The organism is Afipia sp. P52-10 (assembly GCF_000516555.1).
Lineage (GTDB): Bacteria > Pseudomonadota > Alphaproteobacteria > Rhizobiales > Xanthobacteraceae > P52-10.
The window spans coordinates 1,252,341-1,277,096 of record NZ_AZSJ01000007.1 but is presented as its reverse complement, the minus strand read 5'-3'; the positions used below and the strand labels follow the sequence as shown (position 1 = coordinate 1,277,096).

The 24,756-nt window shown below is 63.1% G+C and carries 23 protein-coding genes; 15 read left to right on the top strand and 8 right to left on the bottom strand.

Annotated features, from left to right (window positions below):
- The first annotated feature begins 150 nt into the window (after positions 1–150).
- Positions 151–1,860, top strand: coding sequence for a YbaL family putative K(+) efflux transporter (gene ybaL, locus X566_RS23380; RefSeq protein ID WP_034472068.1), 1,710 nt, complete (start codon positions 151–153; stop codon positions 1,858–1,860).
- 35 nt (positions 1,861–1,895) lie between these two features.
- On the opposite strand, the gene X566_RS23375 is transcribed toward ybaL, so the two are convergent.
- Together X566_RS23375 and X566_RS23370 are read right to left on the bottom strand one after the other, a co-directional pair.
- On the bottom strand, positions 1,896–3,962 hold the full coding sequence (locus tag X566_RS23375; protein ID WP_034472066.1) for a prolyl oligopeptidase family protein: 2,067 nt from the start codon (positions 3,960–3,962) through the stop codon (positions 1,896–1,898).
- A 187-nt stretch (positions 3,963–4,149) separates the two neighbouring features.
- Positions 4,150–5,364 carry an NADP-dependent isocitrate dehydrogenase gene (locus tag X566_RS23370; protein WP_034472063.1) on the bottom strand — a complete coding sequence of 405 codons (1,215 nt, stop codon included), beginning with the start codon at positions 5,362–5,364 and terminating at the stop codon, positions 4,150–4,152.
- A 162-nt stretch (positions 5,365–5,526) separates the two neighbouring features.
- On the opposite strand from X566_RS23370, the gene X566_RS23365 reads away from it, so the two are divergent.
- Positions 5,527–6,435 (top strand): FkbM family methyltransferase, encoded by a 909-nt coding sequence (locus tag X566_RS23365; protein ID WP_034472060.1) that lies wholly within the window; start codon positions 5,527–5,529, stop codon positions 6,433–6,435.
- Between the two features lie 106 nt (positions 6,436–6,541).
- Entirely contained in the window at positions 6,542–7,747 is a 1,206-nt protein-coding gene (locus X566_RS23360; RefSeq protein WP_034472057.1) for a TrmJ/YjtD family RNA methyltransferase, read from the top strand.
- Between the two features lie 27 nt (positions 7,748–7,774).
- On the opposite strand, the gene X566_RS23355 is transcribed toward X566_RS23360, so the two are convergent.
- Positions 7,775–9,688, bottom strand: a complete 1,914-nt coding sequence (locus X566_RS23355; protein ID WP_051444461.1) for a sigma 54-interacting transcriptional regulator — start codon at positions 9,686–9,688, stop codon at positions 7,775–7,777.
- A gap of 171 nt (positions 9,689–9,859) precedes the next feature.
- Here X566_RS23355 and X566_RS23350 point away from each other — a divergent pair, with 171 nt between their 5' ends.
- From X566_RS23350 to X566_RS25390, 5 genes are all read left to right on the top strand, one after another.
- Positions 9,860–11,245, top strand: a complete 1,386-nt coding sequence (locus X566_RS23350; RefSeq protein WP_034472055.1) for a CmpA/NrtA family ABC transporter substrate-binding protein — start codon at positions 9,860–9,862, stop codon at positions 11,243–11,245.
- A 2-nt stretch (positions 11,246–11,247) separates the two neighbouring features.
- On the top strand, positions 11,248–12,087 hold the full coding sequence (ntrB, locus tag X566_RS23345; protein ID WP_034472054.1) for a nitrate ABC transporter permease: 840 nt from the start codon (positions 11,248–11,250) through the stop codon (positions 12,085–12,087).
- Between the two features lie 5 nt (positions 12,088–12,092).
- Positions 12,093–12,974 carry an ABC transporter ATP-binding protein gene (locus X566_RS23340; protein ID WP_034472051.1) on the top strand — a complete coding sequence of 294 codons (882 nt, stop codon included), beginning with the start codon at positions 12,093–12,095 and terminating at the stop codon, positions 12,972–12,974.
- A 39-nt stretch (positions 12,975–13,013) separates the two neighbouring features.
- On the top strand, positions 13,014–13,502 hold the full coding sequence (cynS, locus tag X566_RS23335; protein WP_051444460.1) for a cyanase: 489 nt from the start codon (positions 13,014–13,016) through the stop codon (positions 13,500–13,502).
- A gap of 63 nt (positions 13,503–13,565) precedes the next feature.
- The gene (locus X566_RS25390) at positions 13,566–14,027 is read left to right on the top strand and encodes a hypothetical protein (RefSeq protein WP_244434859.1); all 462 of its coding nucleotides are present in this window, start codon (positions 13,566–13,568) and stop codon (positions 14,025–14,027) included.
- Positions 14,028–14,177: 150 nt separating this feature from the next.
- Here X566_RS25390 and X566_RS23325 read toward each other — a convergent pair whose 3' ends face one another.
- A complete protein-coding gene (locus X566_RS23325) occupies positions 14,178–14,501 on the bottom strand; it encodes a DUF1476 domain-containing protein (protein WP_034472045.1) in 324 nt (107 codons plus the stop codon).
- A 352-nt stretch (positions 14,502–14,853) separates the two neighbouring features.
- Between X566_RS23325 and purC the strand changes: the two genes are divergently transcribed.
- The 4 genes from purC (at position 14,854) to X566_RS23305 (ending at position 17,786) form a co-directional block, all read left to right on the top strand.
- Positions 14,854–15,621, top strand: a complete 768-nt coding sequence (gene purC / locus X566_RS23320) for a phosphoribosylaminoimidazolesuccinocarboxamide synthase (RefSeq protein WP_173402603.1) — start codon at positions 14,854–14,856, stop codon at positions 15,619–15,621.
- Between the two features lie 2 nt (positions 15,622–15,623).
- Positions 15,624–15,866 (top strand): phosphoribosylformylglycinamidine synthase subunit PurS, encoded by a 243-nt coding sequence (gene purS / locus X566_RS23315; protein WP_034472041.1) that lies wholly within the window; start codon positions 15,624–15,626, stop codon positions 15,864–15,866.
- A 68-nt stretch (positions 15,867–15,934) separates the two neighbouring features.
- Positions 15,935–16,636 carry a phosphoribosylformylglycinamidine synthase subunit PurQ gene (purQ, locus tag X566_RS23310; protein ID WP_034472039.1) on the top strand — a complete coding sequence of 234 codons (702 nt, stop codon included), beginning with the start codon at positions 15,935–15,937 and terminating at the stop codon, positions 16,634–16,636.
- Between the two features lie 196 nt (positions 16,637–16,832).
- The gene (locus X566_RS23305; protein ID WP_034472907.1) at positions 16,833–17,786 is read left to right on the top strand and encodes a tripartite tricarboxylate transporter substrate-binding protein; all 954 of its coding nucleotides are present in this window, start codon (positions 16,833–16,835) and stop codon (positions 17,784–17,786) included.
- A gap of 15 nt (positions 17,787–17,801) precedes the next feature.
- Here the strand turns inward: X566_RS23305 and X566_RS23300 are convergent, their stop codons facing one another.
- Together X566_RS23300 and X566_RS23295 are read right to left on the bottom strand one after the other, a co-directional pair.
- Positions 17,802–18,647 (bottom strand): aminoglycoside phosphotransferase family protein, encoded by an 846-nt coding sequence (locus X566_RS23300; protein ID WP_051444459.1) that lies wholly within the window; start codon positions 18,645–18,647, stop codon positions 17,802–17,804.
- A gap of 15 nt (positions 18,648–18,662) precedes the next feature.
- Positions 18,663–19,133 (bottom strand): PaaI family thioesterase, encoded by a 471-nt coding sequence (locus X566_RS23295; RefSeq protein WP_034472037.1) that lies wholly within the window; start codon positions 19,131–19,133, stop codon positions 18,663–18,665.
- Positions 19,134–19,495: 362 nt separating this feature from the next.
- Here X566_RS23295 and purL point away from each other — a divergent pair, with 362 nt between their 5' ends.
- Complete coding sequence (purL, locus tag X566_RS23290; RefSeq protein ID WP_034472034.1) at positions 19,496–21,712, top strand: phosphoribosylformylglycinamidine synthase subunit PurL; 2,217 nt, start codon at positions 19,496–19,498, stop codon at positions 21,710–21,712.
- 132 nt (positions 21,713–21,844) lie between these two features.
- Here the strand turns inward: purL and X566_RS23285 are convergent, their stop codons facing one another.
- Complete coding sequence (locus tag X566_RS23285) at positions 21,845–22,210, bottom strand: DUF427 domain-containing protein (protein WP_034472030.1); 366 nt, start codon at positions 22,208–22,210, stop codon at positions 21,845–21,847.
- A 65-nt stretch (positions 22,211–22,275) separates the two neighbouring features.
- Between X566_RS23285 and X566_RS23280 the strand changes: the two genes are divergently transcribed.
- Positions 22,276–22,512 carry a BolA family protein gene (locus tag X566_RS23280; protein WP_034472028.1) on the top strand — a complete coding sequence of 79 codons (237 nt, stop codon included), beginning with the start codon at positions 22,276–22,278 and terminating at the stop codon, positions 22,510–22,512.
- A 21-nt stretch (positions 22,513–22,533) separates the two neighbouring features.
- The gene (locus tag X566_RS23275; RefSeq protein WP_051444458.1) at positions 22,534–23,745 is read left to right on the top strand and encodes a low temperature requirement protein A; all 1,212 of its coding nucleotides are present in this window, start codon (positions 22,534–22,536) and stop codon (positions 23,743–23,745) included.
- Here the strand turns inward: X566_RS23275 and egtD are convergent.
- Entirely contained in the window at positions 23,731–24,720 is a 990-nt protein-coding gene (gene egtD / locus X566_RS23270) for an L-histidine N(alpha)-methyltransferase (protein ID WP_034472025.1), read from the bottom strand. The two genes, X566_RS23275 and egtD, sit on opposite strands and share 15 nt — an antisense overlap.
- Positions 24,721–24,756: the final 36 nt, after the last annotated feature.

The window sequence follows — 24,756 nt, the reverse complement described above, 5'->3', positions numbered from 1 at the left end:
GACGAGTGTTCGGATGCCCAATCCATGGGCATCTGATTGGACTGTCCTTCAAGGGGGAGTGCGGCACACCGTACAATTGTCAATGCCGGCACCAGGCCCTAAGTGTTGACCGGAGAGGCGTGATCCCGCGCTGCAACCGGAAAGCGCGCCATGGCCCACAACACGCCGCTGATCTCGACGATCGTGGTCGGCCTCGTGCTGGCGTTCGCGCTTGGAGCGGTGGCGCAGCGGTTCCGCGTCTCGCCGCTGGTGGGATATCTGCTGGCCGGCGTGGTGATGGGTCCGTTTACGCCCGGCTATGTCGCTGATCAGCATCTTGCCAACGAGCTCGCCGAAATCGGCGTCATCCTGCTGATGTTCGGCGTGGGCCTGCATTTTTCGTTGAAGGATCTGCTGTCGGTGCGGGCGATTGCCGTGCCCGGGGCCATCGTGCAGATGATGGTGGCCACCTTGCTGGGCATGGGGCTCGCCGCACTGCTCGGCTGGCCGATCGGAGGCGGCCTGGTGTTTGGGCTCGCACTGTCGGTGGCGTCAACCGTCGTGCTGCTGCGGGCGTTGCAGGAGCGGCGGCTGGTCGACACCGAACGCGGCCGCATCGCCGTCGGCTGGCTGATCGTCGAAGATCTGGCGATGGTGCTGGCGCTGGTTCTGCTGCCTGCGCTCGCGGGATTGCTCAAGGGGGAGGCCGCGTATGCGGGTCTATCCGGCATCGCCTGGCCGCTCGCGCTGACGCTCGGCAAGGTCGGCGGATTCGTCTTCTTCATGCTGGTGATTGGCCGTCGAGTGGTCCCATCGCTGCTGCATTATGTGGCGCACACCGGCTCGCGTGAGCTGTTTCGGCTGGCCGTGCTTGCCATTGCGCTCGGGATCGCCTTCGGCTCGGCCATCCTGTTCGATGTCTCGTTTGCGCTCGGCGCGTTCTTCGCCGGCATGATCCTCAGCGAATCCGAACTGAGCCATCGCGCGGCGCAGGAAACGCTGCCGCTGCGTGACGCCTTTGCGGTGCTGTTCTTCGTTTCGGTCGGCATGCTGGTCGACCCGATGATCGCGCTGCGCGAGCCGTGGCCGTTGCTGGCGACAGTCTTCATCATCGTGATCGGCAAGTCGGCGGCAGCTTTCCTGATCGTCCGCATGTTCGGTCATCCCGTGTCTACCGCTTGGACGATCTCTGCAAGCCTTGCACAGATCGGGGAGTTTTCCTTCATCCTGGCGGGGCTCGGAGTTTCGCTGGCCTTGCTGCCGGCGCAGGGGCGCGACCTGATCCTGGCCGGTGCGATCATTTCGATCCTGCTGAATCCGCTCGTGTTTGCGCTTGTCGACCGATTGCTCGAGAAGGAGGAGCCCGCGGCGGCAATCGATGGCAAGCCGATCGAAAAAGCACGCGAGCCGCTCCCCGTGACATCGCTGTCCGATCATGTCGTGTTGGTCGGCTATGGCCGTGTCGGCAGCGTCGTCGGGCGAGCGCTGCGGGCGGCCGAAAGGCCATTCCTGGTCATCGAGGACAGCCCGCATATCGTCGAGGCGCTTCAGAAAGAAGGTGTCGAGGCAATGACCGGCAATGCCAATGCGCCCGAGATGATCGAGGCGGCCAATGTCAAGCAGGCTCAGGCGGTGCTGGTGGCGATCCCGGACGCCTTCGAAGGAGGGCAGGTGGTTGCCAAGGCCCGCGCAGCACGGTCCGACATCGCGATCATCGCGCGCGCCCATTCGGACGAGGAGGTGGCACACCTCAAGCTGCATGGCGCCGACGTGGTGATCATGGGCGAGGAGGAGATCGCCAAGGCGATGATCGCGCAGATCGGTGACGCGAGCCAAGTTCTGCCGACGAACGTCATTCAATCGACGCCGCTATCGGCCTGAGGCGCGCCTGGTCGCGCCCGGCCCCCGGCACTCTTCTATGCGGTTTTCTCTCCGGCAATCGTCCGCCGCAGGAAGGCGAAGCCGAGCGCCTGGCTTGCGGCCTGCTTGGTATTGTCCACCGCGCCGGAGTGTCCGCCAGCGACATTCTCGTGAAACCACACCCGGCTATCGATGTCCTTCAGCCGTGCCGTCATCTTGCGTGCGTGGCCGGGATGGACCCGGTCATCGGTGCGGTTGGTGGTGATCAGGATCGGTGGATAGTTCTTACCTTCGCCGATCAGGTGATAGGGCGAGAAGCGGCGGATGAAGTCCCATTCGGCGGGATCGTCAGGATCGCCATACTCTGCAATCCAGCTATGGCCGGCGAGCAGCTTGGTGTAACGTGCCATGTCGAGCAGCGGCACGCCGCACCAGATCGCGCCGAACAGATCGCCGTAGCGTGTCAGCATATTGCCGACCAGCAGCCCGCCGTTGCTGGCGCCGTGGCAGGCGAGTTGTCGCGCCGTCGTCACGCCGCTTGCGGTGAGATGGCGCGCGATCGCGGCGAAATCGTCATGCGCGACATGCTTGGTCTTACGCCGTGCTGCTTCATGCCAGCGCGGGCCAAACTCGCCGCCGCCGCGGATGTTGGCCATGGCGTAGAGATAGCCGCGCTCAAGCCAAAGTTTGCCGGTGAGACTCATGTAGCTCGGCGTCAGCGAAACCTCGAAGCCGCCGTAGCCATAGAGGATGGTGGGACACGGTGAGCTGTGCTTGGAAAGCTCCCTGCCGATCAGAAAGTAGGGAATTCGCGTGCCGTCATCGGCGATAGCGTGCAGTTGCTTTACCTCGATGCCGTGCGCATCGAAGCTGGCCGGAGCCGACTTCAGAATCTGGGGAGCAGCCTCGCCGCTCCAGAGCGACAGGGTGGTCGGCTGCTCGAACGATGTGATGGTGAGCAGCACATCCTTACCGAGGTCCGGATCGCGTTCTCCGCCGAAGTTGCCGGCGTAGATCGATGCATTGGCGGGAAGGTCTGTCATCTCCGTCGTCGTCCAGCCATCACCGGCAGGCTTCGCCAACAGCAGCCGGGTTCGCACGTTATCCAGCACCTGCAGGATCAGACCGTGTCGGGTCTCGATCCAGCTTTCCAGCGCTCGCGTCGGCGAGGGCGTGAAGATGGTCTTGAAGTCGCGAGCGCCTTGCAGGAAGCGGCCGAGATCTAGCGCGGCAAGGCCACCGGCAGGAACCGTTTGTCCGCCAATGGTCCAGTCCTGCTTCGGGCTGACCGTCAGCGTTTGTGCCGCGAGCGAGAGGGAGATCTCTTCGGGCAAGTCGAGTTTAATGCGAGGGCCGCCTGGTGGCTCGACGAAAAACAGCATGCGCGTGAAGTCGAGCGCCTGCGAATAGACGATCCGCTCGCTGCCCGGACGATGGTTGACCTCGAACCAGACACCCATGTTGCTCTTGTCGATCGCGAAGATCACGTCGGCGCTTTCGACCGGCGTGCCGCGGTGCCACTTCCGCACCGTGCGTCCGTAACCGGAATCGGTGGTGTGTTCGTCGGTGAGGGCGCTGTTCAGCAACAGCGTATCGGCATCGAGCCAGACCGCATGGCCTTTCGCCTTCGGTATGACGAAGCCGTCGGGGACGAAACGCTTGGCCGCGAGGTCGAATTCGCGAATCTCCACGGCATCGGTGCCGTTGAACGACAGACTGACCAGCGCGCGGCTGCGATCCGGCGACATGATGGCGCCGCCGAAAGCCCAGGCCGTGCCTTCCGAGGCGCACAAGGCGTCGATGTCGAGCAGAAGCTCCCAGTCGGGAGACGCCTGGCGATAACTTGCCAGCGTCGTCCGCCGCCAGATCCCGCGAGGGTTCTTCGCGTCCTTCCAAAAATTGTAGAGATGCTCCCCGACCTTGGCGACGAACGGGATTTTCTCGTCGGAGTCCAGGATCGCGAGCGCGGCTTTGTAGTCCGCGCGGTAGGTGGCGTCCTGCAGGAAGGTTTCGGTGCGTTCGTTCTCGGTCGCGACCCAGGCGACAGCGCGATGGCCTTCGATCTCCTCGAGCCAGAGATAGGTGTCGCCGACCCCATCGGATGGTTTGACGGATGTGTTCATGGTCGAGTTGTGAAACGCAAAGAGGGCTTTGTCGAGTCCGGCATTCCGTGTGTGGTCGCCTGATGTGACGGATTTGGACGAACCCTCCCTGTGCTCGAACGCGTTTGGTTCCGAAGCGGGGATGGCGCAGTAAAACAAAAAGGGCGCCGTCGCCGGCGCCCCTGATGGATGCATGCAAGACCGGGGCTTACTTGCCGAGCGCCTTGGTCAGATTATCCGATACCTTGTCGAGGAAGCCGGTGGTCGAGAGCCAGCGCTGCTCGGCGCCGACCAGCAGCGCGAGATCCTTGGTCATGAAGCCGGACTCGACGGTGTCCACGCAAACTTTCTCCAGCGTGGTGGCGAAGTTGGCGAGATCCTTGTTGTCGTCGAGCTTGGCGCGGTGCGACAGGCCCTGGGTCCAGGCGAAGATCGAGGCGATGGAGTTGGTCGAGGTCTCCTTGCCCTTCTGGTGCTCGCGATAGTGACGGGTCACGGTGCCGTGCGCCGCTTCCGCTTCCATCGTCTGGCCGTCCGGCGTCAGCAGCACCGAGGTCATCAGGCCGAGCGAGCCGTAACCCTGCGCAACCGTGTCGGACTGCACGTCGCCGTCGTAGTTCTTACAGGCCCAGACATAACCGCCGGACCACTTCAGTGCCGAGGCGACCATGTCGTCGATCAGACGATGCTCGTAGGTGAGGCCGTTCTCTTCGAACTGCTTCTTGAACTCGCGATCGTAGATGTCCTGGAAGATGTCCTTGAAGCGGCCGTCATAGACCTTCAGGATCGTGTTCTTGGTCGACAGGTAGACAGGATACTTGCGCTGCAGACCGTAGTTGAAGGAGGCGCGGGCGAAATCCATGATCGAGGCGTCGAGGTTGTACATGCTCATGGCGACGCCGCCGCCCGGCGCCTTGAACACCTCGCGCTCGATCACCGTGCCGTCCTCGCCGACGAACTTCATCGACAGCGTGCCCTTGCTCGGGAACTTGATGTCGGTGGCGCGGTATTGATCGCCGAAAGCATGGCGGCCGATGATGATCGGCTTGGTCCAGCCGGGCACCAGACGCGGCACGTTCTTGCAGATGATCGGCTCGCGGAAGATCACGCCGCCGAGGATGTTGCGGATCGTGCCGTTCGGCGACTTCCACATCTCCTTAAGATTGAATTCCTTCACCCGCGCTTCGTCCGGGGTGATGGTGGCGCATTTGACGCCGACACCGTGCTGCTTGATGGCGTTGGCCGCGTCGATCGTGACCTGATCGTTGGTCTTGTCGCGGTATTCCATGCCGAGGTCGAAATACAGCAGTTCGACATCCAGGTAGGGATGGATCAGCTTGTCCTTGATGTACTGCCAGATGATCCGGGTCATCTCGTCGCCGTCGAGTTCGACGACCGGGTTGGTCACCTTGATTTTTGCCATGTTGGACAGAGCCTTACCTTGAATTTAGGACGGTGGGCCGGGGGGCGGATTCGTCTTCCGCAGGCCGCTATAGCATCGCCCCTTGCTCCACGGAAGGTGGTCAAAAGGACGCCCTGAGCCGCAGCGGTTGTATGGGTTTTCCTGCTTTGGCATGATCGTGCCATGAGCCAGGGCATCGGAGATACGGACGAACTCACCGTATGGCAGAATCTGCGCGGGCTCGGCGGGCGCTTCCGGCGCCGGCTGCGGCGGCGGCTTCTCGAGCCTGTGTTGCTCGGAACACGCTCGTTCCGGGAGACGGTTCTGAACGCGGTCTCGGCGCGGGGGCATCTCGTTTATTGCGAACTGCCTGGAGGCAAGTTCTTCGTCGATCCGTCCGACCGGGTGGTCGGATCCAATCTGATGTGGCGCGGTGAGTGGCAGCGGGAAGAATTTCTGCAAGCCGTGCGGGCGTTGGAGGAGGCAGGGCTGGCTCCCAAGGGCAAGGCGTTCATCGACGTCGGCGCCAATATCGGGACGCATACGGTCTACGCCCTGACGAGCGGCGCCTTCGCCCGCGTCGTCGCCTTTGAACCGGAACCGCGCAATCTTCGCCTGCTGTGCATGAATGCCGCAATCAACGAACTTTCGGGGCGAGTGACAGCCATCGGCAAGGCGCTCGGCAAGGCAGCCGGGGAGGCCATTCTGCATCTGCATCCGAGAAATCAGGCGGCTCATGCGATCGGCCGCCGTCCCTCATATGACGGGACAATCAGCGTGCCGGTGGCGATGGCGAGGCTCGACGACGAGTTGCGGCCGCTGATCGGGCCGCAGGACATCGGTCTGGTCTGGATCGATGTGGAAGGGCTCGAACCCGAGGTGATCGAGGGACTCGGCGATTATCTCGGCCAAGTGCCGCTTGCGATCGAATACGCGCCCTATCGTTACTCGGAGCAGCGTCGGCGGGCGCTGGACGAATTGCTGATCGCGAATTACCGGACGGTACGCCGCCTCGGTGAGACGCTGACGCCTGTCGAGTCGATCGACGCGCTGCGCGCGATCGATGGGATCGTCGATATCGTCGTCTGTTGAGCAGTACCGGTCTCTCCGATGCTTCGGGCTTCGTGCTGCATTATTTGCTTGAGAAAATCCTCAAGACGCGCAAACGGGGAGCCGTGAAAACGGAAATGACACACGGATGACGGAGTCTGGAACCAAACCCGGCAAGGCGGTCGTGAGCGGGCCGGCGCCCATTGTGGTGCTGGTCGAGCCGCAACTTGGCCAGAACATCGGCATGGCTGCGCGGGCGATGGGCAACTTTGGCCTGTCGCAATTGCGCATCGTCAACCCACGCGATGGTTGGCCGAACATCCACGCCTTGCGGGCTGCATCGGGCGCCGATGCGATCATCAACGGCGCGCAACTGTTCGAGACGCCGCAGTCGGCGATCGCGGACTGCTCGCTCGTGTTCGCCACCACTGCCCGCGCCCACGATCAGGCGAAGCCAGTGCAGGCGCCGGAGCAGGCCGCGCAGGCGATGGCGGGCGAGATCGCCGCAGAGGGCAAGGTCGCGATCCTGTTCGGGCGCGAGCGGTGGGGGCTGACCAACGAGGAGGTGGCTCTTGCCGACCGTATCATCACGTTTCCGGTGGTGCCGGAGTTCGCCTCGCTGAACCTCGCGCAGGCCGTGCTGCTGATGGGGTATGAGTGGTTCAAGCACGCCAGGGATGGCGTGTTGCCGTTCGCGACCAACGAACGGTCGCAGCGCGCGGCCAAGGCGCAGATGCAGGCCTTCTTCGAGACGCTCGTTGCGGAGCTCGATCGCGTCGAATTCTTGCGGCCGCCTGAAAAGCGCGACACCATGATCGTCAATCTGCGCAACATCTTCACGCGGATGGAGCCGACACAGCAGGACATGCAGACGTTGCACGGCGCGATCAAGGCGATTGCCGAAGGAAGGAAGGGGCCGGCACGCGGTGGCGTGCTCGACAGCGACGAGGCGATGCGGCTGCGGGCTCTGCTGGCGAAGGATGGCTCCGGACGCATGCCGGCGGAGCAGGGGCCGGTGCGCGGGCTCGCGCGGCTGCTGCGGCGGAACACCTCGGATGCCGAGCGAGTCTTGTGGAAGGCGCTGACGAAAGATCGCCGGTTTGCCGGGCAGTTCAAGCGGCAGACCCCGGTGGGTCGGCAAATTCCCGACTTCGTCTCCTTCCCGCTGCGCCTGGCCATCGAGTTGGTCGGCGTGAACGAGACGGATGAGGTCGCGAAGGATCGCAGCGAGCGGCGCCAGTGGCTTGAGGCGCGGGGCTACCGGGTAGCCGATATCGCCGAGGCGGACGTGCAAACCGATCTCGAGCGCGCGCTTGCAGCGATCGAACAGCGGATGGCGCACGCTGCCTCGTGATGGTCGTACGCGAGCGCGGTTCCGCTCCTACCCGCGTGCCTCGATCTTCAGGGCCTTGATGCGTGAGGCGAGCGTCGTCGGCTTCATGTCCATCAGCTCGGCGGCGCCGCCCGGACCGAAGATCTTGCCGCCGGTGGCTCTCAGCGCGGCAACGATATTGGCGCGCTCGAGACCGCGGACTTCGCCCTCGGTCATGACCGCGGGCTTTGCTTCCTTGCCGCCATCGGCAATCGGCGCATGCGGCGTCTGGTCGGGCAGATCGATACGCAATCGGCCATTCTGTGACAGAATCACCGCACGTTCGATGACGTTTTGCAGTTCGCGTACATTGCCCGGCCAGTCGTAGCGCGATAACCGGCGCGCATCGGCTTCGGACAGCCGCAGGCCGCCCTTACGCTCACTGGTCTCGTTGGAAAGGAAATGCTGGGCGAGCAGCGGGATGTCCTCGCGTCGCTCACGCAGCGGCAGCGTTTCGATCGGAAACACGTTGAGGCGGAAATAGAGGTCCTCGCGGAACCGTCCGCGCTGCACCTCCTGCTTCAGATCACGGTTGGTGGCCGCGATCACGCGCACATCGACGCTGCGGGTCTTCTCCTCGCCGACGCGCTCAAAATGGCCCTCCTGCAAGACGCGCAGCAGCTTGCCTTGCAGTTCGAGCGGGATTTCGCCGACCTCGTCGAGAAACAGTGTGCCGCCGTCGGCCAGTTCGAAGCGGCCGATGCGATCGCGCAGCGCTCCAGTGAAAGCGCCTTTGACGTGGCCGAAGAATTCGCTCTCGAACAGTTCGCGCGGAATGGCGGCGCAGTTGACCCGGATCAACGGCCGATCGCGGCGTTCGCTGGCTTCGTGGATGGCGCGCGCCACGAGCTCTTTGCCGGTGCCGGACTCGCCGTGGATCATCACCGACGCATCGGTGGGCGCCACGAGCTGTACCTGCCGCAACGTCTTCTGGATCGCCGCACTGTGGCCGATGATGCCATGCGGATTGATCTCGATGCGGATCTCTTCCTGTAGATAAGCATTTTCCTGCTCGAGCCGTTCGCGCAGGCGGTCGACTTCGGCCAGCGCTGCGCGCAGTTTTTCTTCCGACTCGCGCCGCTCGGTGACGTCGTGGAAGACGATCACGGCGCCGACGACGATCCCGCGATCGCGGATCGGCGTCGATGTGTATTCGACCCAGACTGGCGTTCCGTCCTTGCGCCAGAACACTTCGCCATCGACCTTGTGCACCGCTCCGTCGCGAAACGCCGCGTAGATCGGGCAATCCTCGTGCGGATAGTGCCGGCCATCATGGTGGGTGTGATGGACGATCGGGTGGATGTCGCGGCCGACCAATTCCTCCGCCGACCAGCCCAGCATGCGTTCGGCTGCCGGATTGACGAAGGTGGTCTTGCCCTCGGAATTGACGCCGTAGATGCCTTCGCCGGCCGCGCGCAGGATCAGCTGGTTCTCGCGTTCGATGTCGCGGAACACGCGCTCCATATGCTGCCAGGCGGCAATGCCGCTGCGCATGTGGTCCTCGGCGGCGGCATCGAGGCTCCGCCTGCGCCGTTGCTGCAGGTCGCTCAGCACCAGTAGCACCAGTGGTCGGTCACCTTGCGGGATCAGCGAGCCGGCGTATTCGAGCTGCAGCTTCTTGCCGGTGGCATGGCGCGGCGTCAGCGACGTCGTCCAGTAAGTGTTCTTCGCGAACACGGCCTGGGTGAAGACGATCAGGGAGGGCACCTGACCTTCGTGCAGCAGCGTCAGCTTCATCTGCCGCAGCGTGGCGCGGTCATAGCCGAGCAACGCGCAGGCGGCAGCATTGGCTTCCAGGATCGCATCCGCATGCGGGTCGATCAGCAGCATCGCGTCGACCGAGAAGTCGAAGGCGGTGGCGCGTGCCGCCGCCTCTTCGGCGCTCATCGGCGGGGTGTCGCCCACGGGCAGGCTGACGTTCATCAGTGTCACGATAATTCGTATTATGGATTACGATAATTCGTTTATTACGAAAATTCGTTGAAGTCAAAGTGTCGCAATATCATTGATGTTGCTTGATAAATCCTCACCTTCGGCGATGGCATGCTCCTTGCTCATTCTCCAGGCAGCCGCCGGCCCAGCAGGGAGAGTGCCATGCCGACCTTCGATAATCCGTTCGATCCAGACCGCGCGTTGACCTCCGGCTGCAGCTGCGGCCGTCACGCCAGCGCGAGCGCCCATGACGACGATCTGAGGCTGCAGCTCCAGTGCGCGGCGGTCGAGAGTGAGGAGAAGCGGTTCGAAGGGGTCGTCGCTTCCGCGGTGATGCGCGCGGTGTTTCCCAAGGACGCCAGCCGGCGAGCCTTCCTGAAATCGGTCGGTGCCTCGACCGCCGTCGCCGCGCTGTCGCAGGTCTTCCCGCTCAAGACCGCGACGGAGGTATTCGCGCAGGGCGGTGCACTCGAGAAGAAGGATCTCAAGGTCGGCTTCATCCCGATCACCTGCGCCACGCCGATCATCATGGCGGCGCCGATGGGGTTCTATTCCAAGCAGGGCCTCAATGTTGAGGTGATCAAGACCGCCGGCTGGGCGGTGATCCGTGACAAGACGTTGAACAAGGAATACGACGCGGCGCACATGCTGTCGCCGATGCCGATCGCCATCACCATGGGTGTCGGCTCGACGCCGGTGCCGTTTGCGGTACCTGCGATCGAGAACATCAACGGCCAGGCGATCACGCTGTCGGTCAAGCACAAGGACAAGCGCGACCCGAAGAGCTGGAAGGGTTTCAAGTTCGCGGTGCCGTTCGACTACTCGATGCACAACTACCTGCTGCGCTACTATCTCGCGGAGCACGGCATCGATCCAGATACCGACGTGCAGATCCGCGCGGTGCCGCCACCGGAAATGGTCGCCAACCTGCGCGCCGACAACATCGACGGCTTCCTCGGCCCCGATCCGATGAACCAGCGTGCGGTCTATGACGGCGTCGGCTTCATTCACATGCTGTCGAAGGAGATGTGGGACGGCCACCCGTGCTGCGCGTTTGCGGCGTCGCGGGAGTTCATCAGCGCTGCGCCGAACAGCTACGCGGCGCTGTTGCGGGCCATCATCGAGGCGACCGCGTTCGCCGCGAAGGCCGAGAATCGCAAGCAGATCGCCGCAGCGATTGCGCCTGCGAACTACATCAACCAGCCGGAGATCGTGCTGGAGCAGATTCTCACCGGCACCTTCGCCGACGGCCTCGGCAACGTGAAGACCGACGCCAAGCGGCTCGATTTCGATCCGTTCCCGTGGGAGTCGTTCGCGATCTGGATCATGACCCAGATGAAGCGCTGGGGGCAGATCAAGGGCGAGGTCGACTATGCCGGCATCGCCAAGCAGGTCTATCTGGCAACCGATACGACCAAGCTGATGACAGAAGCCGGTCTGACGCCGCCGGTAACCACCAGCAAGTCGTTCTCGGTGATGGGCAAGACCTTCGATCCCGCGAAGCCCGCCGCCTATCTCGACAGCTTCGCCATCAAAAAGGCGAGCTGACGATGCCGAGCTCACTATCTCTGCGCGCTGCGATCGTTTCGGTCGCGCTGCTGCTTGTCTTTCTCATCGGTTGGCATATCGCCACTCGCGGGACCGGCGCCACCGCGACGATGAGTCCGGAATATGCACGGCTGATGGGCGCGACGGCGACGCAGGGCAAGTCGGCGATGCCGGGCCCGCTCGACGTCGGTGCCAAGCTCTGGGAGCACATCAAGAGCCCGTTCTACGACAAGGGTCCGAACGACAAGGGGCTGGGCATCCAGCTCGGCTACTCGATCGCGCGCGTCCTGCTCGGCTATCTGCTGGCGGTGGTGTTCGCCGCGCCGCTCGGCTTCCTGATCGGCATGTCGCCCTTGATGAGCAAGGCGCTTGATCCGTTCATTCAGATCCTCAAGCCGATCTCGCCGTTGGCGTGGATGCCGCTCGCGCTCTACACGATCAAGGATTCCAGCGTTTCGGCGATCTTCGTGATCTTCATCTGTGCGCTGTGGCCGATGCTGATCAATACCGCATTCGGCGTTGCCGCCGTCCGCAAAGAGTGGATCAACGTCGCCCGCACGCTGGAGGTGGGCAATGTGCGCCGCGCCTTCACGGTGATCCTGCCGGCCGCCGCACCGACCATCCTCACCGGCATGCGGATCTCCATCGGCATCGCCTGGCTGGTGATCGTCGCGGCCGAAATGCTCGTGGGCGGCACCGGCATTGGCTACTTCGTCTGGAACGAGTGGAACAACCTTTCGATCACCAACGTCATCATCGCCATCCTCTTCATCGGGCTGATCGGCATGATCCTCGACCAGATCCTGGCGCGGTTCGCGCGTATGGTCACCTTCCCGGAGTAAGCGACGTGTCCGACGAACGATTTGTCTCGATCGAAGGGATTGCCAAGCGCTATCCCGGCCCCTCCGGCGGCTCGACTACGATCTTCGAGAACCTGTGGCTGCCGATCAAGCGCGGCGAGTTCTGCTGCGTGATCGGTCATTCCGGTTGCGGCAAGACCACCGTGCTGAACATCCTCGCGGGCCTCGATCAGCCGAGCGAGGGGACGGTGATCGTCGATGGACAGGCGATCGAAGGTCCAAGCCTTGATCGCGCGGTGATCTTCCAGAGCCACGCGCTGCTGCCCTGGCGCTCGGTTCTCGGCAATGTCGCCTTCGCGGTGTCGTCGAAATGGCGGGACTGGAGCGCAGCGAAGGTCAGGGCGCACGCGCAGAAGTTCATCGATCTCGTCGGCTTGACTGGTTCCGAGCACAAGCGACCGTCGGAGCTTTCCGGCGGCATGAAGCAGCGGGTCGGCATCGCGCGTGCGCTGTCGATCACGCCGAAGATGATGCTGATGGACGAGCCGTTCTCGGCGCTCGATGCGCTGACGCGCGGCACGCTGCAGGACGAGGTGCGCCGCATCTGCCTGGAGACGGGGCAGACCACCTTCATGATCACCCATGATGTCGATGAGGCGATCTATCTGGCCGACAAGATCATCCTGATGACCAACGGCCCCGGTGCCGTGCTCGCCGAGATCCTCGAAAATCCGCTGCCCAAGGATCGCGCGCGCATCGATATCCATCGCCACCCGCACTACTACGGCCTGCGCAATCACATCATCGACTTCCTGGTAAGCCGCAGCAAGTCCTTCACCCAGACGGCGAAGAACCACGACCCGCGCAATGTGCCGGTGGTGCGTCCCGCCTTACCCGAACCCTCCGTCATCAGCGAGCCCGCCGCCTGACCGGCTTGCCATCCGCATCATTCATCAAGGAGAACTCTCATGAAACGCAGCGACCTCACCGAAAAGCTTCTCGACATCAAGCGCGAGAAGGGCTGGTCGTGGAAGCACATCTGCACCAGCATCGGCGGCTATTCCGAGGTGCTGATCGTCGGGGCTATCCTCGGCCAGATGAAATTGACGAAGCCGCAGGCGGCGAATGCCGGCGAACTGTTCGGTCTCTCGAAGGCCGAGATTGCCATGCTCAACGAGGTGCCGATGCGCGGAGAGGGCACGCCGATGCCGCCGACCGATCCGTTGATCTATCGCTTCTACGAGATGGTGATGGTGAACGGACCAGCCTGGAAGGCGTTGATTGAAGAGGAGTTCGGCGACGGCATCATGTCGGCCATCGACTTCGATTTCGCGATGGAGCGGCTGGCGAACCCGAAGGGCGATCGCGTCAAGATCACCATGTCGGGCAAGTTCCTTCCCTACAAGTACTATGGCGCCACCGGTAACGTGCCGGAGTATGGCTTCAAGGAAGGCTGAACCCTCAGCCTGCATGGCGCTTGGGGTTAATGCTCCCTAAAGCGCCATGCCCAGGTTTTGGCCGTGGCCTTCGTCGCTCTGCAAGCTGTCGTGGTTAGGATTGCCGCCGGGCCCCTTGCGGGTGCTTCCTGGAGGACGACCGTGATCAAGACGATGATTCTGATGGCTACGGCATCTGTCGCGATGGCGACGGTTGCCTCAGCTCAGCCGCTAGTGCCGCGGGTGTTCGGCGACCCGGCCGGACCGCGGCAGGAGGGGAGCGTGCGGGTGCAGTCCTCGATCAACGTCTTTCTGCCGGGGCCGACCAACGAGAGCGAGGATGCTCAGAAGCTGCGCGATCGCGGCAAGCGGTTGGTCTATGAGGCCGCGGCCCGGGAGTGCGATCTGCTGCGCGAGGTGGTTGCAAAAGACTGCCGGATCGAATCGATCAGCAGCACCGTCAATATCGGTCGTCAGCCCTACGGCCAGCAGGTCGAAGGTTACACCATCAACGGGCAGACGAGCTTTGTCATCACCCTGAAATAACGCTTCCGGTGTCTGAGACTAAGCCGCGTTGACGTCGCCGCTTGTTGCCATCGCCAACGGCCGGAGCTGGCCGACGGGCGATGACAATCCGCAGGAGGAACTGCGACGTGAACGACCGAATGGCCTCGCCGCGGCCAAATACGCGTGGGTTTACTGGCCCGCCTTCACCTGGGCGACAGCCTCGGCCAGGAATTCATTCATCTTGGTGCGGATTTCGACGTCCGTGAGCTCGATACCCTTGGCCGCCAGATCCTTCGCGACCTTCCGCAGCACGTCATTGTCGCCGGATTCCTCGAAATCAGCCGCGACCACTTCCTTGGCGTAGGCCGTCGCCGCATCACCGCTCAATCCGAGCTTTTCTGCGACCCATAGCCCGAGCAGCCGGTTCCGCCGCGCTTCCGCCTTGAACTTCAGCTCCTCGTCGAGGGCGAACTTTTTCTCGAAGGCTTCCTCGCGCTTGTCGAAAGTCGTCATATATCTCAGTCCATGGATGGAGGGGCAGAATAGGCGCTCTCCATATAAGGTTTCCGGTGACTTCGGCAACCGTTGCAAAGGTCGCAGCAGCGGGCGACCTCCATCCGCCCATTTGGGCACCATCCAGGTTGATTGGCGGTTGCCATCAGGAGGCCCAAGCAGGGCCACGTAAGTCGCGGGAAAATGCCGCCAATCGATTGTACTGACGGGGCCAATCGGCTAGGTTGCCGCCAAGGCCAGTTCGCGTTTCGTTTCCCTGATACGGGCCTTTCGCGGCAGCTCCGCCGCGAGTTGTGTCCACAAAGCGGAGCAAGCCCATTCCATGGACTTCAACAACACACGGTACATCCCAATGAGCCGTCGGCGTCGCATTTACGAAGGCAAGGCAAAGGTTCTGTATGAGGGCCCGGAGCCCGGCACCCTGATCCAGCATTTCAAGGACGACGCCACCGCGTTCAATGCCAAGAAACACCAGGTGATCGAGGGCAAAGGTGTCCTCAACAACCGGATTTCGGAATACGTCTTCCAGCATCTGAACGACATTGGCGTGCCGACCCACTTCATCCGCCGCCTCAATATGCGTGAGCAGCTGATTCGCGAGGTGGAGATCGTTCCGCTCGAGGTTGTGGTGCGCAATGTGGCGGCAGGCTCGCTGTCGCAGCGCCTCGGCATCGAGGAGGGCACCCAGCTTCCGCGTTCGATCATCGAATTTTACTACAAGAACGACCAGCTCAACGACCCGATGGTGTCCGAAGAGCACATCACCGCGTTCGGCTGGGCGACGCCGCAGGAGATCGACGACATCATGGCGCTGGCGATCCGCGTCAATGACTTCCTCTCCGGCCTTTTCCTCGGCATCGGCATCCGTCTCGTCGACTTCAAGATGGAATGCGGCCGCTTGTTCGAGAACGAGATGATGCGCATCGTCGTTGCCGACGAGATCTCGCCGGACTCCTGCCGGTTGTGGGACATCAAGTCGAACGAGAAGCTCGACAAGGATCGCTTCCGTCGCGATCTCGGCGGGCTATTGGAGGCGTACACGGAAGTTGCCAAGCGGCTTGGCATCTATCCCGACAACGATCGCCCCGCGGGTGCGGGCCCGGTGCTGGTGAAGGGCTGACGATGAAAGCGCGTGTGACCGTCACCTTGAAGTCGGGCATCCTGGACCCGCAGGGCAAGGCCATTGAGGGGGCACTGAAGTCGCTCGGCGTCGATGGCGTCGCGAGTGTCCGGCAGGGCAAGGTGTTCGACATCGAATTGGCGGCGATCGACAAGGCCAAAGCTGAGGCCGTGCTGAAGCAGGCCGCCGACAAGCTGCTCGCCAACACGGTGATCGAGAACTATCGCGTCGAGGTGGTGGGCTGAGGGCATGATCCCGAAGGTGGGGGCCGGCTTCAGCACCCCACCACGCTCAGTGGAAAGATCCGTTACATATGAAATCCGCCGTTCTGGTTTTCCCTGGCATCAATCGTGAACGCGATATGGCGCGTGCGCTCAAGCTCGTCTCGGGGCGCGACGCGGCGATGGTTTGGCACGCCGAGACGGCATTGCCGGCGGGGACCGACCTGGTGGTGGTGCCCGGCGGGTTTTCCTATGGCGACTACCTGCGCTGCGGCGCGATCGCAGCGCGCTCGCCGGTGATGGATGCGGTGCGAGCCTATGCCGCCAAGGGTGGCCTCGTGCTCGGCGTCTGCAATGGTTTCCAGATTCTGTGTGAATCTGGTCTGCTGCCAGGCGTGCTGATGCGCAATGAGAAGTTGAAGTTCATCTGCAAGGATGTGCATCTGCGGGTGGAGCGTTCGGATTCGCCGTTCACGCGCGGCTACAATGCGGGACAGGTAATCCGCGTGCCCGTGGCCCATGGCGAAGGGAATTACGAGGCCGACGAAGAGACTGTGAAGCGGCTCGAAGGCGAGGGGCGGGTGCTCTATCGCTACTGCTCGCCCGAAGGTGAACTCGGCGAGACCTCGAACATCAACGGTGCGACCAACTCCATCGCCGGCATTGTCAACGAAAAGGGCAATGTGCTCGGCATGATGCCGCATCCCGAGAATCACGTCGAAGACATCATGGGCTGCACCGACGGACGCGGGCTGTTCGCTGGTCTTGCGGAGCACCTCAAGCGCGCGGCTTGATCGCTCATATCGAACAGCCTTTCAAATTTTCCAATTGGAGAGATATTTCGCCGCGCTGACGAAGTATGTGCCTTTCCTCGGGTTGGGGGCGTGCGTCATCACGCGCTTGCCGGCTTGCTCTCCCTCGCGGTCGCGCTGCATAGTGCGGTTTCGGACCATGCGCGGCGAAACGCGCGGTTCAGAAACGGGGGAGATCATGCTGTTCTTTCGCGCTGCGCTCTTGCTGTGTCTGCTTCCGGCGGCTGCTTTCGCGCAAGGTTCATATCCGACCCGTCCAATCACCATGATCGTGCCGTTCGCGGCCGGCGGCACCTCGGATGTGATCGCGCGCGTGGTCGCCGATCAGATGGGGACCATCATCGGCCAGCGGATCGTCAACGAGAACGTCGCCGGCGCTGGCGGCTCGACTGCGCTTGCACGCGCTGCACGGGCCGAGCCGGACGGCTACACCATCGCTATCGGCAATGCGGGCACCAATGCCGCAACCTATACGATCTATAACGACCTGAGCTTCACGCCGGACTCCTTCATCCCGGTGGGGATGGTTGCGAAGACGTTCGGCCTGATCGCGCTAAGGAAGGATTTTCCGGCGAAGACGTTGAAGGACTTCATCGCCTACGCTAAGGCCAATCCGGGCAAGGTGACGCTCGGCCATGCGGGGATCGGCTCGTCGAACTACCTGATCTGCCAGACCTTCGTGAAGGCCGCCGGTATCGAGGCGACGCTGGTCGGCTATCGTGGCGCGGGGCCGGCGCTGAACGACCTGATAGGCGGGCAGATCGACGGCGTTTGCGACACCGCGACGTCGCTCTCGGGGGCGATCCTCAGCAAGCAGGTGAACGGGATCGTGTCCGGCTCGACGGTGCGGCTGCCGTCGCTCCCCGACGTGCCGACGGCGGTGGAAGCCGGATTGCCGGAGTTCGAGTCGCAGGGCTGGAACGCGCTGTTCGTACCGAAAGGCACGTCGAAGGCGGTCATCGCCAAGCTGAACGACACCGCGCGCAAGGCGCTTGCAACCGAGGCGGTGACGAAGCGCTTCGCCGACCTGTCATCGGTGGTGCCGTCTGCCGAGGAGCAGACGCAGGCGTTTATCGCCAAGCTGGTGCCGGACGAGATCGAGAAGTTCCGCAAGCTGCTCGAGAAGCCTTAATCGCGAGCAGCTTCGTCAGCGATCAAGTTCGGCGGCTGCAAGCTCTGCGACCTTCAGGTCGATTGCGAGCCGATCCGGGTCGGTGACGTCGCCATCCACCTTGTCGTTGATGCACCATATCGCCGAAAGGCCGCTCCAGGCGAGGAGCCATTGCAGCAGCCGTTTGCGGTCCAGGCGGGCGACTTCGGCGATGGTGGCAAGGCGGCGTTCGAACAACGTCGGATCGGCCGCGCTTTTCAAGTCCGGGTTGCCGAACACGTTGAGGTAATCGAACACACGGTCGCCGATCAGTCGCTTCGGATCGATGACCAGCCAGCCGCGTTCGCCGAAATCGAGGATGTTGTCGTGGTGGATGTCGCCATGCAGCGGCCGGATGTCGGTTTGCTGGCCGAGCATGCCGATGGCCAGTTGCTTGGCCCGTCCGAGCAGGCCATCCGGTGAGGCATCGGTGAGATCACGGAACCACTGGGTGAGGGGAATGAGGTCTGGCAGCGGGCCCGGCCTTGGTGCATGAAGCCGTTCGATGACACGGCAGGTGATGCGGGTCGCTTCGTCGTCCCGGCCCTCGCGCACCAGATGGGACAACGCCCGTCCGTTGGTTGCGCGTTCCAACAGCAATGCGTTGTCTTCGAGCGCCAGCACGCGCGCGGCGCCATCGCCACCCCACCAGGCCAGCAGGCGCGCACCGAAGCCTTCTTCGGGTTCGGTCGAGACCTTCAGCATTGCCGGTTCGCCGTCGCGCAGCACCGGCAGAAGGCCGGCGCGCGGGGTGGTGATGGGATCGCCATCTGGCGTCAGTGCCCACCGCTTCAGATAGGGTGAAAAGGGGTTTTGCTGATCGGTGGTGCGGAGATCTCTCATGGCATCGATGCCGGTTCAAACCGGCTTGCGAGGGGCATTGATGCGCTTGACAGTGCCGGAGAAGCTGAGGACCGGCCGGCCGGCTGACGACAGCATGCCGCGCATGAACACGATCGAGCGGCCGGCACGGACCACCTCGCCCGTGCCTTCCACCAGTTCGCCCTCATAGACCGCATCGATGAACTCGGAGGAGAACGACAGGGTGACCCCGCGCGCGTCCAGCAGTACCTTGTTGCTCAGCGCGAACAGGCAATAGTCGGCAAAGGTCATCAGGCAGCCGCCATGCACTGCACCGCTGCCGTTCATGTGCTTCTTCTCGACCCGAAAGGCGCATTTGATCCGGTCGCCTTCGTCGTGGTGCCAGAAGGGTCCGTTCGCCGTCTCGAAACGGTCGCGAGTCCAGGTCCACCAGCCGGCGAATTCGCCTGAGGTCGCCTGGACCGCCCCGTCGTGGCGGGCGACTGCATCTTTCGGAACCACGCTCACACATCTCTCCTGTTGTTCGGCTTTTGCTGGAGTGTCTTGGAAGTTCTTGTCTTAAGAGGGCCTTGTCTTAAGAGGTGTTGGGCCCTGGGTGCAACACGGGGCTGGCGCGGATTGGCGCAGCCGACGGGGATTTGCCACGCAGGTCCGCCGCGGCCCCGTTCCCGGGAGGCTAAAACACCCTTAACGGGCTCCCATGGCCCTCCTTTGGGGAGGAAGGGGATCGGGCGCCAGTGGCTGCCAGAAGCCTCGCTGGCCGTTCGCAGCGGGGCTTCGGCGACACGGGCCTGATTCTCGGGATTCCGCCGTGAAATCCGCCAATTTGAGCCTTTCGCTCGCAGGCTCTCTCGCATAAACAGCAGGCCATGAGCCGCAATGAACCCGCCATCACCCCCGACCTGATCGCCAGCCACGGCCTGAAGCCGGACGAGTACGAGCGCATCCTGAAGCTGATCGGCCGTGTGCCCAGTTTCACCGAACTCGGCATCTTCTCGGCCATGTGGAACGAGCACTGTTCCTACAAGTCTTCGCGCATCCATCTGCGCGGGCTGCCGACGAAAGCGCCCTGGGTGATCCAAGGGCCGGGCGAGAACGCCGGCGTGATCGACATCGGCGATGGCCTTGCGGTCGTCTTCAAGATGGAGAGCCACAACCACCCGAGCTTCATCGAGCCATACCAGGGCGCGACTACCGGCGTCGGCGGCATCCTGCGCGACGTGTTCACCATGGGTGCACGGCCGATCGCCTGCCTGAACGCGCTGAGCTTCGGTGCGCCCTCGCATCCCAAGACCCGGCATCTGGTGTCGGGCGTGGTCGCGGGTGTCGGCGGCTACGGCAATTCGTTCGGCGTGCCGACGGTCGGCGGCCAGGTGCGTTTCCACACCCGCTATGACGGCAACATCCTGGTCAACGCGATGGCCGTGGGGCTCGCCGAAAGCGATAAGATTTTCTATGCGGCTGCATCCGGCGTGAACATGCCGATCGTCTATCTCGGCTCGAAGACCGGTCGTGACGGCATCCATGGCGCCACCATGGCGTCGGCGGAATTCGACGACGCGTCGGAGGAGAAGCGCCCGACCGTGCAGGTCGGCGACCCGTTCGCCGAAAAGCTGCTGCTTGAGGCGTGTCTGGAAATCATGGCCAAGGATTGCGTGATCGCGATCCAGGACATGGGCGCTGCGGGTCTCACCTGTTCGGCGGTGGAGATGGGCGCAAAGGGCGACCTCGGCGTCGATCTCGACCTCGACAAGGTGCCGACGCGCGAAACCGGCATGAGTGCCTACGAGATGATGCTGTCGGAGAGCCAGGAGCGCATGCTCATGGTGCTGAAGCCCGAGAAGGAGGCCGAGGCCGAAGCGATCTTCCGCAAGTGGGGCCTCGACTTTGCCATCGTCGGCTACACGACGCCGAGCAAGCGCTTCGTCGTCAAGCATGGCGGCGACGTGATGGCCGACCTGCCGATCAAGGAACTCGGCGACGAGGCGCCGGTCTACGATCGGCCGTTTGTGGATTCGCCGAAGCTGCCGGAAATCAAGCCGCAGGATGTAAAGCCGCCGCTGTCCAATGCGGAAGCGCTGCTGAAGCTGATCGGCTCGCCGGATATGTGCTCGCGCCGCTGGGTGTGGGAGCAATACGATCACGTCATCTTGGGCAACACGGTGCAACGGCCGGGCGGCGATGCCGCGGTGGTGCGCGTGCTGGACGGACCGAAGGGGCTGGCGCTGACTGCCGACGTGACCCCGCGCTACTGCGAGGCCGATCCTTATCAAGGCGGCATGCAGGCGGTCGCGGAAGCCTGGCGCAATATCACCGCCGTCGGCGGCAAGCCGCTGGCGCTGACCGACAATCTGAACTTCGGTAACCCCGAACGGCCCGAGATCATGGGCCAGTTCGTCGGCTGCCTGCGTGGTATCTCGGCTGCGTGCTCTGCGCTGGACTTCCCCGTCGTGTCCGGCAACGTCTCGCTCTACAACGAAACCAACGGCCGTGGCATTCTGCCGACGCCGACCATCGGCGGTGTCGGTCTGCTCGACGACTTTACCAAGTCCGCGACGCTGGCGTTCAAGCGGCCCGGGGACGTGATCCTTCTGGTGGGCGATACCCAGGGCTGGCTCGGCCAGTCGATCTACCTGCGCGACGTCTGCGGCCGGGAAGAGGGGGCTCCGCCGCCGGTCGATCTCGCAGCCGAAAAGCGCAATGGTGATTTCGTGCGCGGACTGATCACGGCTGGCTCGGCGACCGCCGCTCATGACCTTTCCGATGGCGGCTTGCTGATCGGGCTAGCGGAGATGGCCCTGGCAGGGGACATCGGCGCCGTGCTCGAGGCAGGAGCGGCTTCCCTTCCGCCGCATGCGTGGTGGTTCGGCGAGGACCAGGCGCGTTATCTGGTGACCGTTGCAGCCGACCAGGCCGATGCCGTGCTTGCGGCCGCGAAGGCGGCCGGCGTGCGAGGCCAGCGCATCGGTACGACTGGTGGTACGACTTTGGCCGCCGCCGGCGAGCAGCCGGTCGAGGTCGCTGCGCTCAGGCAAGCCTTCGAACACTGGTTCCCCGCCTATATGCGGGGGGATGTGGACCGCTAGCGCACTGCCGGCTCAGAACCGGAGCCCGAAGCTCCGCCAGTTCGGCGCGCTTTTCAGCTTCGGGCGACGCGCGGCCTGCTTCGCTCGAACACTTCGGGAACGGCCAATTGATGCTGGTCCAAACGACGCTGGTCAGGCAGGAAGTTCTTCGATCCTGTCGACCTTGTTCGGATAAAAGGCGAGATATCCTGCGATCGCGGCCATGGCGGGAAACGGTTTCTCGTAGCTCCAGACCGCGTTGTCCTGCGGTTTGCCATCGATCGCGATCGTGAAATAGCTCGCGTCGCCCTTGTAGGGGCAATGGGTCGTGTGATCGGTCGGCGTGAGCAAGGACATGTCGGTGTCCTTGCGTGGAACATAATTCACGACCGGGTAGGACGCCTCTCTCAGCTCAAGCGCCGAGGTCGTATCGACGACGACCTTGCCTGCGACAATGACGCGAACCCGCCGCGGATTGGGCGTGATCGTGATGGGATGATCCGGACCAGGAATTTTCATGGTGCCTCCTGTGCTGGACGGAATATAGTGCCCCGATATGGCAATGACAGGGAGCCCGAACTAATATGCCAATGGATGCCCGGGATATCGAAAGCATGATCAAGGCCGCGATCCCGGACGCGGTCGTCACGATTCGCGATCTCGCCGGAGACGGCGACCACTATGCGGCGACCGTGATTTCCGAAAGCTTCCGTGGCAAATCGCGCGTTCAGCAACATCAGATCGTCTATCAGGCGTTGCGGGGGCAGATGGGTGGCGCTTTGCACGCGCTCGCGCTGCAGACCAGCGCGCCGGAAAAGTAGACCCAAAGCGCGAGCGGTGCCATGACCGTCACAATCGAAGGCCGTCGCGTCTCGCTGATGCGTGAGCGGCCAGAGGGCGGGCATCATCGCGTCACCTATGTCGAATTGTTCTTCGACCTGGTCTTCGTCTTCGCGGTCACCCAGATATCGCACACCTTGCTGAGACACTTCACGCCGCTCGGCGTTGTCGAAGTGGCCGTGCTGTTTCTGGCGATGTGGTGGGCTTGGGTCTTCACCTCCTGGATCACCAACTGGCTCGATCCCGAACAGACGCCTGTGCGCATCTGCCTGTTCTTGCTGATGCTCGCCGGCCTCGTGCTCTCGACATCGATACCGAAAGCGTTCGAAGATCGCGGTCTCGCATTCGGCGTGGCCTTTGCTGCGTTCCAGGTGGGCCGTTCGCTGTTTACGTTGTGGTCGATCCCGTCGTCGAACGGGCCGTTGCGGCGGAATTTCCTGCGCATCACGGTCTGGCTGCTGCTGAGCGGGGTGCTCTGGGTCGCGGGCGGCCTTGCCGACAGCCATGCGCGGCTGTTGTTTTGGATCGCAGCATTGGCGATCGAATACGCATCACCCGTGGCGCGGTTTTGGGTGCCGGCACTGGGGGCGTCCTCGTTGCAGGACTGGTCCGTCGAGGGCGGACATATGGCGGAGCGCTGCGCGCTGTTCATCATCATAGCGCTTGGTGAATCGATCCTGGTGACGGGCGCGACCTTTGCCGAGCTGGCGTGGACGCCGCACGTCATCAGCGCCTTCCTGGCGTCGTTCGTCGGCAGCCTGGCGATGTGGTGGATCTACTTTCACAAGGGAGCGGAAGCCGGCGCCCATAACATTTCGCATTCCGAGGACCCCGGCCGGCTGGCGCGGTTGGCTTACACCTACCTGCACATGCCAATCGTTGCGGGCATCATCGTCGTGGCGGTAGGTGATGAGCTCGTGCTTGCTCATCCGGACGGTCATTCCGATCTGAAAGCGGTGATTGGGATCGTCGGCGGGCCGTTGCTGTTTCTGATCGGCGTGATCTTCTTCAAGCGGACCATCCACGGGCTGTTGCAACTCTCGCACCTGGTCGGGATCGCAGCCCTTCTGCTGCTGGTGCCGTTCGCCTATCTGCTGTCGCCTTTGATGCTGTCGCTGACGACGACGGCGGTTCTGGTCATCGTCGCGATCTGGGAGGCGATCTCGATCGGCAACAAGGCGACGCTGCCCTCGCGCTCCTCAGTCGGCCGCTAATGGAGGCGGCCTGTCAGCCACGAGCGCATGCACCGAGAACATCGCCTGTGCATCGGTCCATGACTGGCTGAGCGTCCAGCCTGCACTGCGCGCGAGTTTGTGCAAACGGGGAATGCTGTATTTGTAGCTATTCTCCGTGTGGATGCTTTCGCCGCTGGCGAACATGATGGTCCGGCCGCAGAGGCTGATCTTCTGCGCCTTGCGGCTGCGCAGATGCATCTCGATGCGATGCTCCGTGCGATTGTAGATCGCGCGATGATCGAACGCCGATGCATCGAAATCCGTGCCGAGCTCCCGGTTCATGCGCGCGAGCAGGTTGAGGTTGAATTTCGCGGTCACCCCGGCCGCATCATTGTATGCGTCGTGGAGGATGCGTTCATCCTTCTCCAGATCGACTCCAAGGATGAGACGCGCGCCCTGGCCGAGGATCGCGGCTGCCTTGCGCAAAAATTGCGCAGCATCGTCCGGTTCGAAGTTGCCGAGCGTCGATCCTGGGAAAAAGCCGACCTTCGGCATGCTTGCGACTTCGGCCGGCAGCGCGAAGGCTCGCGTGAAATCGGCCGCCACCGGATATACGGCGAGCGTCGGATAGTCGGCGCGCAACCGCGCGGCCTGGCTGTGAAGGAATTCGCCGGAGATATCGACCGGCACATAGGCTGCGAACGCCGAGTGTTCGAGCAGCAGCCGCATCTTGGTGGTGGCGCCGGCGCCGAACTCCACCAGCGCGGCGCCCTTGGGAATGAATGCTGTGATCTCACGCCCGCGTTCGCGAAGAATACCGAGCTCGGTCCGCGTCGGATAGTATTCGGGCAGGCGTGTGATCTGCTCGAACAGATCGGAGCCGGTCGCGTCATAGAAATATTTCGGCGACAGCCGCTTCGGCGTCTGCGTCAGTCCTTCCAGCGCATCGAGGGCGAATGGCGAGGGGCGCGAATTCGGCTGTGGCCAGCCTCGGGCGTCGACATGAGCGTTCATCGGAATTCCTCAGGCTTTGCTGCTGCAGGCTTGATG